At 67.5% G+C, this 13,292-nt stretch carries 12 protein-coding genes; 8 read left to right on the forward strand and 4 right to left on the reverse strand.

Translation table 11 applies throughout. The features are described from left to right. Positions 1-34: 34 nt before the first annotated feature. The 4 genes from bioH to lpxO all read left to right on the forward strand — a co-directional run bounded on the left by bioH (position 35) and on the right by lpxO (position 3,765). Entirely contained in the window at positions 35-796 is a 762-nt protein-coding gene (gene bioH / locus AC3WJE_RS05665) for a pimeloyl-ACP methyl ester esterase BioH (RefSeq protein WP_493729806.1), read from the forward strand. 114 nt (positions 797-910) lie between these two features. Then, positions 911-1,693, forward strand: coding sequence for an SDR family oxidoreductase (locus AC3WJE_RS05670; protein ID WP_493729807.1), 783 nt, complete (start codon positions 911-913; stop codon positions 1,691-1,693). Positions 1,694-1,735: 42 nt separating this feature from the next. Beyond that, a complete protein-coding gene (bioC, locus tag AC3WJE_RS05675) occupies positions 1,736-2,626 on the forward strand; it encodes a malonyl-ACP O-methyltransferase BioC (RefSeq protein WP_493729808.1) in 891 nt (296 codons plus the stop codon). A 236-nt stretch (positions 2,627-2,862) separates the two neighbouring features. Further along, the gene (gene lpxO / locus AC3WJE_RS05680) at positions 2,863-3,765 is read left to right on the forward strand and encodes a lipid A hydroxylase LpxO (RefSeq protein WP_493729940.1); all 903 of its coding nucleotides are present in this window, start codon (positions 2,863-2,865) and stop codon (positions 3,763-3,765) included. A gap of 168 nt (positions 3,766-3,933) precedes the next feature. On the opposite strand, the gene AC3WJE_RS05685 is transcribed toward lpxO, so the two are convergent. From AC3WJE_RS05685 to AC3WJE_RS05695, 3 genes are all read right to left on the reverse strand, one after another. Next, a complete protein-coding gene (locus AC3WJE_RS05685) occupies positions 3,934-4,344 on the reverse strand; it encodes a ketosteroid isomerase-related protein (RefSeq protein ID WP_493729809.1) in 411 nt (136 codons plus the stop codon). 197 nt (positions 4,345-4,541) lie between these two features. Further along, on the reverse strand, positions 4,542-5,150 hold the full coding sequence (locus AC3WJE_RS05690; RefSeq protein ID WP_493729810.1) for a YdcF family protein: 609 nt from the start codon (positions 5,148-5,150) through the stop codon (positions 4,542-4,544). Then, positions 5,147-6,112: a pyridoxal-phosphate dependent enzyme gene (locus AC3WJE_RS05695; protein WP_493729811.1), complete on the reverse strand. Its 966-nt coding sequence runs from the start codon at positions 6,110-6,112 to the stop codon at positions 5,147-5,149. The genes AC3WJE_RS05690 and AC3WJE_RS05695 overlap by 4 nt, the downstream gene beginning before the upstream one ends. Before the next feature lie 183 nt (positions 6,113-6,295). On the opposite strand from AC3WJE_RS05695, the gene AC3WJE_RS05700 reads away from it, so the two are divergent. Together AC3WJE_RS05700 and mnmG are read left to right on the forward strand one after the other, a co-directional pair. After that, positions 6,296-6,745, forward strand: coding sequence for a hypothetical protein (locus AC3WJE_RS05700; RefSeq protein ID WP_493729812.1), 450 nt, complete (start codon positions 6,296-6,298; stop codon positions 6,743-6,745). A 607-nt stretch (positions 6,746-7,352) separates the two neighbouring features. After that, entirely contained in the window at positions 7,353-9,242 is a 1,890-nt protein-coding gene (gene mnmG, locus AC3WJE_RS05705; RefSeq protein WP_493729813.1) for a tRNA uridine-5-carboxymethylaminomethyl(34) synthesis enzyme MnmG, read from the forward strand. A gap of 63 nt (positions 9,243-9,305) precedes the next feature. Here the strand turns inward: mnmG and AC3WJE_RS05710 are convergent, their stop codons facing one another. Next, positions 9,306-10,163, reverse strand: a complete 858-nt coding sequence (locus AC3WJE_RS05710; protein ID WP_493729814.1) for a PA4780 family RIO1-like protein kinase — start codon at positions 10,161-10,163, stop codon at positions 9,306-9,308. Between the two features lie 65 nt (positions 10,164-10,228). Between AC3WJE_RS05710 and AC3WJE_RS05715 the strand changes: the two genes are divergently transcribed. Beyond that, positions 10,229-10,420 carry a hypothetical protein gene (locus AC3WJE_RS05715; RefSeq protein WP_493729815.1) on the forward strand — a complete coding sequence of 64 codons (192 nt, stop codon included), beginning with the start codon at positions 10,229-10,231 and terminating at the stop codon, positions 10,418-10,420. 448 nt (positions 10,421-10,868) lie between these two features. Further along, positions 10,869-13,268: a glucose/quinate/shikimate family membrane-bound PQQ-dependent dehydrogenase gene (locus AC3WJE_RS05720; RefSeq protein WP_493729941.1), complete on the forward strand. Its 2,400-nt coding sequence runs from the start codon at positions 10,869-10,871 to the stop codon at positions 13,266-13,268. Positions 13,269-13,292: the final 24 nt, after the last annotated feature.

Below are 13,292 nucleotides of genomic sequence, written 5' to 3' on the forward strand. Positions count from 1 at the left end.
TGACGCCCCCCATCGGATTTCCGGAACACCCACGATGCATATCGAAACCGTCGGCCAAGGTCCGGCACTGGTCCTGATCCACGGCTGGGCGCTGCACGGCGGCGTGTTCGCGCCCCTGGTCGAGCGACTCGCCCCACACTTCGAACTGCATCTGGTGGACCTGCCCGGCCATGGCCACAGCCGCGACGACACCACCGCGCTGTCGCTGCCGTTCCTGGTCCACGACATCGCCGCCGCGACCCCACCGGCCGTCTGGCTGGGCTGGTCGCTGGGCGGGCTGGTCGCGCTGCACGCAGCGGCCACGCTGCCGCAGGTGAAGGGTCTGGTGATGCTGGCCGCCAGCCCGCGTTTCGTCCGCGGCGAGGACTGGCCCGATGCGGTCGAACCGAGCGTGTTCGAACAGTTCGGCCGCGATCTGGCGCAGGACTATCGCGGCACGCTGGAACGCTTCCTGGCGCTGGACACGCTCGGCTCCGAGCACGGCCGCGCCGAGCTGCGCACCTTGAAGGACATGCTGGTCGCCCGTGGCGAACCGGCGCCGCGCGCGTTGCAGGAAGGCCTGCGCCTGCTCGAACGCAGCGACCTGCGCCGCGCCCTGCCCGGCCTGCGCCGGCCGAGCCTGTGGATCGCCGGCCAGCGCGACCGCCTCGTATCGGCGCGCGGCATGCAGGCCGCCGCCGCACTGGCCCCGAATGCCCAGGCGATCACCATTGCCGGTGGCGGCCACGCTCCGTTCCTTGGCCATGCCGACCAGGTGGCCGAGGCGATCCAGCACTTCGTCACCGGGCTGACCTGAATTTTGTGGGAGGGACTTCAGTCCCGACAGGACTTTCCCGGGAAAGCCTTGTCGGGACTGAAGTCCCTCCCACAATGGAAACTCACTGTTTATCCCCCCACGAGGAACAACACCATGGATCTTGGAATCGCCGGCCGCTGGGCCCTGGTATGCGGCGCCAGCAAGGGTCTTGGCCTGGGCTGCGCCCGCGCGCTCGCCGCCGAGGGCGTCAATCTGGTGATCGTCGCGCGCCACGCCGAGGATCTGCAGATCGCCGCGACCGGGTTGCGCGACCTTCCAGGCGCACGCGAAGTGCGCACCGTCGCTGTCGACATCACCACCGAAGCCGGCCGCACCGCCGCGCTCGCCGCCTGCCCGCACGTGGACATCCTGGTCAACAACGCCGGTGGCCCGCCGCCAGGCGATTTCCGCAACTGGCGCCGCGAGGACTGGCTGGCCGCGATCGACGCCAACATGCTCGCGCCGATCGAGCTGATCCGCGCCACCGTCGATGCCATGCAGGCGCGCGGCTTCGGCCGCATCGTCAACATCACCTCCAGCGCGGTGAAGGCGCCGATCGACATCCTCGGCCTGTCCAACGGCGCCCGCTCGGGCCTGACCGGCTTCGTCGCCGGGCTGGCGCGCAGCACCGTCGCCCACAACGTCACCATCAACAACCTGCTGCCGGGCTCGTTCGACACCCAGCGCCTGCACAACACGCTGGCCGCGCGCGCCCAGGCCAAGGACCTCAGCGTCGAAGACGTCGCCCACCAGGCACAGGCGAAGATCCCCGCCGGCCGCTTCGGCCGCCCCGACGAATTCGGTGCCGCCTGCGCCTACCTGTGCAGCGCGCAGGCCGGCTACATCACCGGGCAGAACCTGCTGATCGACGGCGGCACCTATCCCGGTACGTTCTGACGGTCGCGCCGGTACCGGCAAACACGCGACAATAGCCACGCAATGACCCCGATCTACGACTCCCGCCACGTCCGTCGCGCGTTCTCGCGCGCCGCCGGCAGCTACGACGCCGCCGCCGCTCTCCAGCACGAAGTGGAAAAGCGCCTGCTCGAATCGCTCGACTACCTCGGCGAACACGCGCCGCAGGTGGTGCTCGACATCGGCGCCGGCACCGGCCACGCCACCGCGGCGATGAAGAAGCGCTGGCCGAAGGCGCAGGTGATCGCCATGGACATGGCGCTGCCGATGCTGCACGAAGCCAGGAAACAGGCCGGCTGGTGGAAGCCGTTCGCACGCGTGTGCGCCGACGCGCGCGCGCTGCCGGTGGCCGACGGCAGCGTCGATGTGATCTTCTCCAACCTGTGCCTGCAATGGGTGGAAGACCTGCCGGCGGTGTTCGCCGGATTCCGCCGCGCGCTCAAACCCGGCGGCCTGCTGCTGTGCTCCACCTTCGGCCCGGACACGCTGATCGAGCTGCGCGAGGCGTTTTCACAGGTCGATGCGGTCCCGCACGTCAGCCGCTTCGCCCCGATCGCGCAGTTCGGCGATGCCATGATGCTGTCCGGCTTCCGCGACCCGGTGCTGGATCGCGACCTCTTCACATTGACCTACGACGACCTGCCGGCACTGATGCGCGAGCTGCGCGCAATGGGCGCCACCAACGCGCTCAGCCAGCGCCGCGGCACGCTGACCGGCAAGGGCCGCTTCGCCGCCGCTGCCGGCGCCTACGAGCCGCTGCGCCAGGCCGACGGCAAGCTCCCCAGCAGTTGGGAGGTGATCTACGCCCACGCCTGGGCACCCGATCCCGGCGCCCCGATCCGTGAGCACGGCCAGGACATCGCCGCCGTCCCGCTCGGCTCGATCCCGATCCGGCGCCGCCCGCGCGAGTCCTGAGCCCCTGCCCTCGTAGGAGCGGCTTCAGCCGCGATGGGGCTTTCGCGCTGATCCCTCTGCAAAAACCGCGCATCCATACGCGGGGATTCAAATGGGGAAGGCCCCATCGCGGCTAAAGCCGCTCCTACGAGGGATACAGCAAGGGATACAGCAGGCAATCAGGCGCCCGGGCCCACAAGGGACTAAAATGTCCGCGCCGGTATTTCCGGCACTTTTCTCTACCGGTTCCCTGCATGATCAAGTGGCTCATCATCGCGCTGTTCCTCGCGTCCGCGTTCTATATCCATTTCCGCGGCCGCGTGCGCCATCGGTTGAGTCGGCAGTTGCTCGACCACTCGACCTTCATGGCGCCGATCAACACGCTGATGTACCTGTGCTCGCGGGTGCCGACCACGCCGTTCATCGATCCGGGCAAGGAATTCCCCGAACTGGCGCCGCTGCGCGCGCAATGGACCACGATCCGCGATGAAGCCGTGGCGCTGGCCGAGCTGAAGAAGATCAAGGCCGCCGATGGCTATACCGACGTCGGCTTCAACTCGTTCTTCCGCCGCGGCTGGAAGCGCTTCTACCTGAAGTGGTACGGCACCGCGCACCCCTCCGCCGCCGAGCTGTGCCCGCAGACCACCGCGCTGCTGGCCTCGATTCCGACCGTGAAGGCGGCGATGTTCGCCGAGCTGCCGCCGGGCAGTGAGCTGCGCCCGCACCGCGACCCGTTCGCCGGCTCGATGCGCCTGCACCTGGGCCTGGCCACGCCGAACGACGATGGCTGTTTCATCAACGTCGACGGCCAGAACTACAGCTGGCGCGATGGCGAATGGACGATGTTCGACGAGACCTACATCCACTACGCCCGCAACGATACCCAGCAGGATCGGATCATCCTGTTCTGCGACATCGAGCGACCGATGCGCTGGCGCTGGGCGCAGTCACTCAACCGCTTCGTCGGCCGGAGCCTGCTCTCGGCAGGCGCCTCGCCGAACGACGAAGGCGACAAGACCGGCGGCATCAACCGCGTGTTCCGCTATTTCTACGCGCTGCGGCTCAAGGCCAAGGCATTGAAGGAACGCAACAACCCGCTGTACCAGACGCTGAAGTGGGGCATCTTCGCGCTGGTGGTGATCGCGATCATCAAGCTGTAGGCGCGGCCATATTCACCGTAGGAGCGGCGTCAGCCCGCGATGGGGCTTTCGCGCAGATCCCTCTGCAAAAGCCCACGCATCCATGCGTGAGGATTCAAACGGGGAAAGCGCCATCGCGGCTGATGGCCCGAGGCCACCCGGAGCCGCTCCTACAAGGGAAATCCTCGCTCAGCGCGAAACCTGTTCGATCCAGTCCTGCAGGTTGTAGTAATTGCTGACCCGCGCGATGCGGCCGTCACGGATATCGAAGAACGCCCCACCCGACAGCACATAGGCCTGCCCGCGCGCCTCCGGCAGTCCCTCGTCGGTGTGGTGATACTCACCATGCACGACGTACTCGGCGCCCACACGCGCACCGTCCTCGCTCACCATCAGCACGATATCGCGCAGCTGCTCACGGTAACTCGTGTTCATCCGCGCCAGAAACGCCGAGAACACATCACGCCCGATTTCGCGCGCTCCCTGATTGAGGTCATGCGCCACGTCATCGGATAGACAATCCAGCATCTCGTCCCAATCACCACGATTGAACGCGTCGTAGTAGCGCTGCACGAGTTCGAGCGAGGCTTGCCGGGTCATTGTCGGACGCATTCCGTGGAAGGACCGCCATCATAGGACGATCCTGGAATCGCGTATGAGCGTGTCCCGAACCTCCAGCAATGTGGCTGGAGCAAAGCCCCCTTTAGTAAAGGGGGCGCGCCGAAGGCGCGGGGATTTGGAAGCAACGCCATCCCGAAGTTTGCGCAGCAAACTTCGGCTTTCACCGGGATCTGTTCTTACGCACTGCGTAAGAACAGGTCCCGGTGAAAGAAGTAGACCTCCTGCAACAGGAACTTCCAGCTGGTGTGAAAGCTGCGAAAGCGCGTACTCGGCGTAGACGAGGCCAGCGCATCGATATCCAGCTCGTGGCACAGCCGCAGCGCGCGCGCCATGTGCAACGGATCGCTGACGATGATCGCGCGGTGCATGCCGTGCGCCTGCATCAGCGCGCGCGCCTGCACCAGGTTCTGGCGCGTCGTGCGCGAGACCGTTTCGATCAGGATGTCGTTCTGCGGTACGTCATGGCGCAGCGCGTAGCGGCGCGCGACCTGCGACTCGGAAAAACGCGCGCCGCTGCCGCCGAAGCCGCCGGTGAAGATCAGCTTCGGCGCATAGCCGGCGCGATACAGGTCCAGGCCGTGACGGATGCGCTCCTCGAACACCGGCGAGGGCCGCGCGTCGTAGGCCGCCGCGCCGAGCACGATCACCACGTCGGCCGGCGCGGCCTGATCGCGCTCGCCGATCCACACGATCCACACCGCCACGCCCAGCAGCCACAGCAATACCAGCACCAGCAGCCGCCACAGCCAGCCCCAGAATCCGAACCGCTTGCGCGATGCCCTCACGCCGCGAGCACCCACGGCAGTGCGTCGATGTCGACGTTGCCCCCCGACAGCACGATGCCGACCCGGCGCCCGGCGAAACGGGCCGGCTCGGCCAGCACCGCCGCCAGTGCGATCGCCGAAGAGGGTTCCACGGTCTGCTTCAGCACCTGCCACAGCAACCGCATCGCCTCGATCGTGGCGCCGTCGCCGACGGTGATCACCTGAGCACCAGCCGCCTGCAGGATCGCGAAGTTGGGTTCGCCCAATGTGCCGCGCAGGCCGTCGCAGACGGTATCCGGCACGAACTCGATGCGCCGCTCGCCGGCGGCCAGTGAGCGTGCGGTGTCGGCGGCCCCGATCGGCTCGGCCAGCACCAGCTCGCAATCGGGCGCGACCCCGCGTAATGCCAGCGCAGTGCCCGACGCCAATCCGCCGCCGCCGACCGGCACCACCAGCATGTCCAGGCCGCCGCTCTGGCGCAGCAGTTCCAGCGCCGCCGTGCCCTGGCCGGCGATCACCGCCGCGTCGGTATATGGATGCACCAATCGCGCGCCGCTGCTGGCCCGCACCTCGGCGCAGGTGCGTTCACGCGCGGCGATCGTCGCTTCGCAGCGCCACAGCGTGGCGCCGTGGCGGGCGATGTTGCTCAACTTGGCCGCGACCGCGCCGTCCGGGACCACCACATGACAGCCGATGCCGCGGGTGCGTGCCGCCAGCGCCAATGCCGCGCCATGGTTGCCAGAAGAATGCGTGACCACCCCGCGCTCGGCCTGCGCCGCTTCCAGCGACCAGACCGCGTTGCAGGCGCCCCTGAACTTGAACGCGCCACCGCGCTGCAGATGCTCGGCCTTGAAGTGCAACTGCGCGCCACTGAGCGCATCGAGCGCCCGCGAATGCAGTACCGGCGTGACGTCCGCATGGGGAGCAATGCGCGCGGCGGCCAACAGCACGTCGGTGTAATCAGGCAAAGCCGGTTCGATCATGTGCCAAGGTTAACGTATCGTCCCTGGGTACCTGCAGCAGGCGCCGTTCGCTCCAATGCCTCGGCGGACATGCAGCATTCATCGCAATACCGGGCGAATTAAGCACGGATTCAATGGCTTGCGCCGACAGTGGCAGCAGCTGAAAAACAGTGGCAATAGCCGGAACAGGGAGCTCCAATGAAAATGCGCGTGCTTGCAGCCGCCGGGATGATGGTTTTCCTGGGCGGTTGCGTGACCTACGACTACGCCGGCGGCGAGAGCGGTGGCTATTACCGCGGCACGCCAGGCGTGCAGTACCGCTATCCGGCCGGCTACTACGGCGGCGATTACTACGGATCTCCGTACTACTACAGCCCCGGTTGGCTGGGCTTCTACGACTATCCGACCTATCCCGGCCGCTACTACCGCCCGATCTATCGTCCGCTGCCGCCGCGGCCTGGCTACGGCGGTTACCCCGGGGGTGGTCATCGTCCACCGCCCAACAACGGCGGCCCGCGACCGCCACGCCCGTCGCAGCCGGGACCGCGACCGCCGCGTCCGGCCGAGACGCGCCAGTCCTCGCCTTCGCCCTGGCGTGACCTGAACCGGCTCAAGCAGCCGGGCCGGCCAGCCCAGAGAACCCAGGAGCCCTGACTTTGGGGACTTGCGACGCCAGCCACAGTTCGCCTCCCGGCAAAGGCTTGCTTTTGCCCCTGCCTTGGCGCGAAGCTACGCCTCCGTTGTGACGTGCCACGTCGCTTTCTGACCTGAGTCGTTACACAAACGTTTCAATGTCGATGTCCGACAGGGAAATCTGGATCCCCCCTGTTCCGGCCCTGTCGGATATCGGCGCCTACAAAACGAAGCCCCGGCCATGCCGGGGCTTCGTGTTTGGGGGCTTGCGGCTTCAGCGGAAGTCCGACGTCATGCATCAATGCGCGGAGGTTTTCCCTTGAATCCGCGCACATGAAGGTGCCGGCTCCTGCAAGGGACTCGCATTAGAAACCCGCAAAAAAGAGCCGGCAGTCCCCCGACTGCCGGCCCCCGTGCTACCCCGGCGTGCGCATGGCTGGCCCCTGTTCCAATTCCAGCCTGTGCGCCATTGACGCAGTGCCACACCTGGTGCGATCGGGTTATCTGCACGAAGCGTGCCAGCTTGAGGGCGCGTTGCGTAAAATGCGAACCCGTACACAAAAACACGTGCCATCGCGGCCACACTCCATCCCGACCGCTCCGTTCATCCACTTCTTCCATACCTGCCATGACCCGCTCCTTCCATCGCCATGACGTGATCGTGATCGGCGGCGGCCATGCCGGCACCGAAGCCGCGCTGGCGGCCGCACGCGCCGGTGCACGCACGCTGCTGCTGACCCACAACATCGAGACCGTGGGCGCGATGAGCTGCAACCCGGCCATCGGCGGCATCGGCAAGGGTCATCTGGTCAAGGAGATCGACGCGCTCGGCGGCGCGATGGCGCATGCGGCCGATCTGGCCGGCATCCAGTGGCGCACGCTCAATGCCTCCAAGGGCCCGGCGGTACGCGCGACCCGCTGCCAGGCCGATCGCGCGCTGTATCGCAGCGCGATCCGCCACATCGTCGAGGCGCAGCCGAACCTGAGCGTGTTCCAGGCCGCGGTCGACGACCTGATCATCGAAGGCGACGCGGTACGCGGGGTGATCACCCAGACCGGCCTGCGCTTCGAAGCGAATGCGGTGGTGTTGACCGCCGGCACCTTCCTGGCCGGCAAGATCCACATCGGCCAGACCCAGTACACCGCCGGGCGCATGGGCGATCCGCCGGCGACGACGCTGGCCGCGCGCCTGCGCGAGCGCCCGTTCGCGATCGACCGGCTCAAGACCGGCACGCCGCCACGCATCGACGGGCGCACGCTCGATTACACGGTGATGGACGAGCAGCCCGGCGACGATCCGCTGCCGGTGATGTCCTTCCTGGGCGATGTCACCGAGCATCCGCGCCAGGTCAGCTGCTGGATCACCCACACCTCCGAGCGTACCCACGAGATCATCCGTGGCGCGCTCGACCGCTCGCCGCTGTATACCGGCCAGATCGAGGGCATCGGCCCGCGCTACTGCCCGTCGATCGAGGACAAGGTGGTGCGTTTCGCCGAGAAGGCCAGCCACCAGATCTTCGTCGAGCCCGAGGGGCTGGACGTGATCGAGATCTATCCGAACGGCATCTCGACCTCGCTGCCGTTCGACGTGCAGCTGGAGCTGGTGCGCTCGATCCGCGGCTTCGAGCAGGCCCACATCACCCGGCCGGGCTATGCGATCGAGTACGACTTCTTCGACCCGCGCGGGCTCAAGGCCACGCTGGAGACCAAGCTGGTCAACGGCCTGTTCTTCGCCGGCCAGATCAACGGCACCACCGGCTACGAGGAAGCCGCCGCGCAGGGCCTGCTGGCCGGGCTCAATGCCGCGCGCTTCGTGCATGGCCACGACGGCTGGTCGCCGCGTCGTGACGAGGCCTATCTGGGCGTGCTGGTCGATGACCTGATCACTCACGGCACCACCGAGCCGTACCGCATGTTCACCAGCCGCGCCGAGTACCGGCTGCAGCTGCGCGAGGACAACGCCGACGTGCGCCTGACCGCCGCCGGCCGCGCGCTGGGCGTGGTCGACGACCGTCGCTGGGCCGCGTTCCAGACCAAGCAGGAGGCGGTCGAGCGCGAGAGCCAGCGCCTGCGTGCGCTATGGGCGACGCCGGGCAACGCGCTCGGGCGCGAGGTCGAGGCGACGCTGGGCGTGGCGGTCAGCCGCGAGACCAACGTGCTCGATCTGATCAAGCGCCCCGAACTGGATTACGCCAAGCTGATGACCGTGCCCTCGCTCGGCCCGGGCGTGGATGACGCCAAGGTCGCCGAGCAGGTCGAGATCGGAATCAAGTACGCCGGTTACCTCGACCGCCAGCGCGAGGAAATCGCGCGCCAGCAGCGCCACGAGTCCACCGCGATTGTGGATGGCTTCGATTACGCCACGGTGCACGGCCTGTCGGCCGAAGTACGGCAGAAGCTCGAACGGGTACGCCCGAACACCATCGGCCAGGCCCAGCGCATCCCCGGCATGACGCCGGCGGCGATCTCGCTGTTGCTGGTGCATCTGGAACGCGCGCGGCGTAGCCGGGTGGCGTAACACTACTGCGTCATCCCCGCGCAGGCGGGGATCCAGCGACGCTCGAGCAGACCGGAGCGAACCTCAATCGTTCTCCGCCGCCGCCTCGCGGCCCTGCTGGCGGATGATCGCTTCCTGGCGCGCATCCTCGATCGAGGCGCGCACCGCGCGCACGTCGACACGGCGCTTGTCGAACACGAAGCGACCGGTCAACACGCTGTCGGGGCGCAGCTCGCCCTTCTCGTACAGCGCCCACATCTCTTCGCCGTAGTGGGTGTCGTTGAGCTCGGGGGCGAAGCGGCCCAGGCAGTCGCGCAGGTTGTGCACGTCGCGCAGCAGCATGTCGCGCGCGGCGTTGTTGCCGGCGGCGCTGACCACCTGCGGGAAATCGATCACGATCGGGCCGTCGGGCGCGACCAGCACGTTGTATTCGGACAGGTCGCCGTGCACCAGGCCCAGGCACAGCATCTTCACCACGTCGCCGATCAGTCGCGCGTGGAAGACGAGCGCCTGTTCCGGCTCCAGCTCCACCTCGCCCAGGCGCGGTGCGCTGTGGCCCTCGGCGTCGGTGACCAGCGCCATCAGCAGCACACCGTGGAAGTAGCCGCGTGGCTGCGGCACGTGCACGCCGGCATCGACCAGCTGATACAGCGTATTGGCCTCGGTGTCCTTCCAGGCGGCCTCCTGTTCGCGGCGGCCGAACTTGGTGGCCTTGCCCATCGCCCGCGCCTGACGGCTGCCACGGACCTTGCGGCCTTCCTGGTACTGCACGCGTGCCTGGAAGCTGCGCTGGGCCATGTCCTTGTAGACCTTGGCGCACAGCACCTCGTCGCCGGCGTGGACCACGTACACCGAGGCTTCCTTGCCGCTCTTGAGCGGCCGCAACACGCCGTCGATGACGCCGTCGTCGATCAGCGGTTGAAGGCTCTTGGGAGTTTTCATCAAGGAAGCGTGCGGACCGGGAACGAGGGGGACGCGGATTATGACCTACCGGTCGGAAAGACCGCATGCACGGCGGTATCAGGCGTAAAGTGACGTATGCACGGTGCCGTCATGGCGCCGTGCGGCATTCCCATCAATCCAGCATGCACGAGGGTGTCATGAGCAAGGGCATGGACCAGAAGAAAAGCGCGAAGAAGCCGGCAACCAAGACGCTGAAGGAAAAGCGCGCCGCCAAGCAGGAAAAGAAGCAGAAGTAACCTTGCCCGGCGAGCCCGCACCGCGTGCTCGCCGGCAGGCAACGGTCGCATCGTCGCTCCGGGCGGGATCACCCGCCCCTCTCCACTGATCAATAAGTCCTGGGTCGGCTTGCCTTTCCGCAGCCGGGCAGGCGGCTTGTTGCCTTGATTCTCCAGCTCATCCGCTCCGGCAGACACGCATCGGCAGGCCTCGCCGCGGATAGCGCGAAATTCGCACAGAAGTGCGATAATCGACTTGATCGACAGAAACCTGCGGTCCGGCCGACTACCGGCACCATCACGCTGCCGGGCGTAGCCTCGGCTCGCGGGAGCAGCTTTCTGCTGTGATCGGAATCCGGGCCTTCCGCCACGCGCGGAGCACCCGGGCAAAGCGCCGTACCGCACAGACGGACGGCAACGCCACTCCGGAGGATCGCGCAACGTGAACACGAAATCGGAAGTCTCGGCCCTGGGCCGCGGACTGTTGTGGATATTGGGCATCCTGCTCGGCGTGGTCGGGCTGGCGCTGCTGGCCGGCGGCGGCAAGCTGATCGCGCTGGGCGGCAGCGGGTACTTCTTGTTGATGGGCCTGGCCACGCTGGTGGCCGGCGTGCTCATCATCCGGCGCCGCCCCGCAGGCGCGCTGCTGTACGGTCTCGCGTTGGTGCTCAGCGTGGCTTGGGCGCTGTGGGACGCAGGCACGGAATTCTGGCCGCTGGTGTCGCGACTGTTCGCACCCGGTGTGCTCGGCCTGCTGGTCGCACTGGCCTATCCGACCCTCAGGCGTTCGGCCGGGAAAGGCACCGGCCGCGGCGGCTATGCACTGGCAGCGGTACTGGCCGTGGTGCTGGCGGCGGGCTTCGCCGGCATGTTCGTGCCGCACCCGACGGTCACCGCCTCGGGCAATGGCCCCGGTCTGACCCCGGTGGATCCGGCGCATGCGCAGAAGAACTGGGAGCACTACGGCAATACCGAGGGCGGCAGCCGCTTCGCGGCGCTGGACCAGGTCAACCGCAGCAACGTCGATCAGCTACAGGTCGCCTGGACCTATCACACCGGTGATATCGCCGAGAGCACCGGCAACGGTGCCGAGGACCAGACCACCCCGCTGCAGATCGGCGAGAAGGTGTTCCTGTGCACGCCGCACAACAACGTCATCGCGCTCGATGCCAGCACCGGCAAGCAGCTGTGGAAGCACGAGACCAACGCGACCTCCTCGGTCTGGCAACGTTGCCGTGGCTTGGCCTACTTCGACGTCACCGCCCCGTTGCGCCAGCCGACCGCCGCAGGTGCGGTGCCGGTAACCGCGGAGGTGTTGCCGGAAGGCGCCAACTGCCAGCGCCGGCTGCTGACCAACACCATCGACGCGCGTCTGATCGCCATCGATGCCGACACCGGTGAGCTGTGCCAGGGCTTCGGCCAGAACGGCCAGGTCGACCTCAAGAGCGGCCTGGGCGATGCGCCCGATCCGTTCTATCAGCTGACCTCGCCACCGCTGATCGCCGGCACCACCGTGGTGGTCGGCGGTCGCGTCGCCGACAACGTGCAGGCCGACATGCCGGGCGGCGTGATCCGTGGTTTCGACGTGATCACCGGCGTGCAGCGCTGGGCGTTCGATCCGGGCAATCCGCAGGACAAGCAGGCCCCGGCCGCCGGCAAGAGCTACGCGCGCAGCACGCCGAACGCGTGGGCGCCGATGTCCTACGACCCGGCGATGAACACCGTGTTCCTGCCGATGGGCAGCCCCTCGACCGACCTGTACGGCGTCGAGCGCACCGCGCTCGATCACCGCTACGGTGCCTCGATCCTGGCGCTGGACGCGACCACCGGTGACGAGAAGTGGGTCTACCAGACCGTCCACAACGATCTGTGGGACTTCGACCTGCCGATGCAGCCGAGCCTGATCGACTTCCCCGACGCCAACGGCAGCACCACGCCAGCGCTGGTGATCGGCACCAAGGCCGGGCAGCTGTACGTGCTCGACCGCGCCACCGGCAAGCCGCTGACCGAGGTCAAGGAAGTGCCGGTCAAGGCCGGCAACATCCCCGGCGAACCGTACTCGCTCACCCAGCCGCTGTCGGTGGGCATGCCGCAGATCGGCGCGCCGCACCTGACCGAATCGGACATGTGGGGCGCCACGATCTTCGACCAGCTGCTGTGCCGCATCGCCTTCAAGCAGATGCGCTACGAAGGCCTGTACACCGCGCCGGGCACGGATGTCTCGCTGGCCTTCCCGGGCTCGCTGGGCGGCATGAACTGGGGTGGCCTGTCGACCGATCCGGTGCATGGCTTCATCTTCGCCAACGACATGCGTCTGGGTCTGTGGGTCAAGATGATTCCCTCCGCCAACAAGGGCGGTACCGCCGGCGGCGGTGAGGCGGTCAATACCGGCATGGGCTCGGTGCCGCTCAAGGGCACGCCGTATGCGGTCGACAAGAACCGCTTCCTGTCGGCGCTGGGCATCCCCTGCCAGGCACCGCCGTTCGGCACGCTGACCGCGATCGATCTGAAGACCCGCCAGGTCGCCTGGCAGGTGCCGGTCGGTACCGTGCAGGACACCGGTCCGCTCGGCATCAAGATGCGCATGCACATCCCGATCGGCATGCCGACACTGGGCGGCACGCTCTCGACCCAGGGCGGCCTGGTGTTCATCGCCGGCACCCAGGACTACTACCTGCGCGCCTTCGACAGCGCCACCGGCAAGGAAATCTGGAAGGCCCGCCTGCCCGTGGGCAGCCAGGGTGGCCCGATGACCTACGTCTCGACCAGGACCGGCAAGCAGTACATCGTCATCACCGCCGGCGGCGCGCGCCAGTCGCCCGATCGCGGTGACTACGTGATCGCCTACGCGCTGCCTGACAAGCAGTAACAGCAGCGCCTCCCGCTCCGGATT

This window comes from Pseudomonas sp. GW821-FHT07E12 (assembly GCF_058986605.1).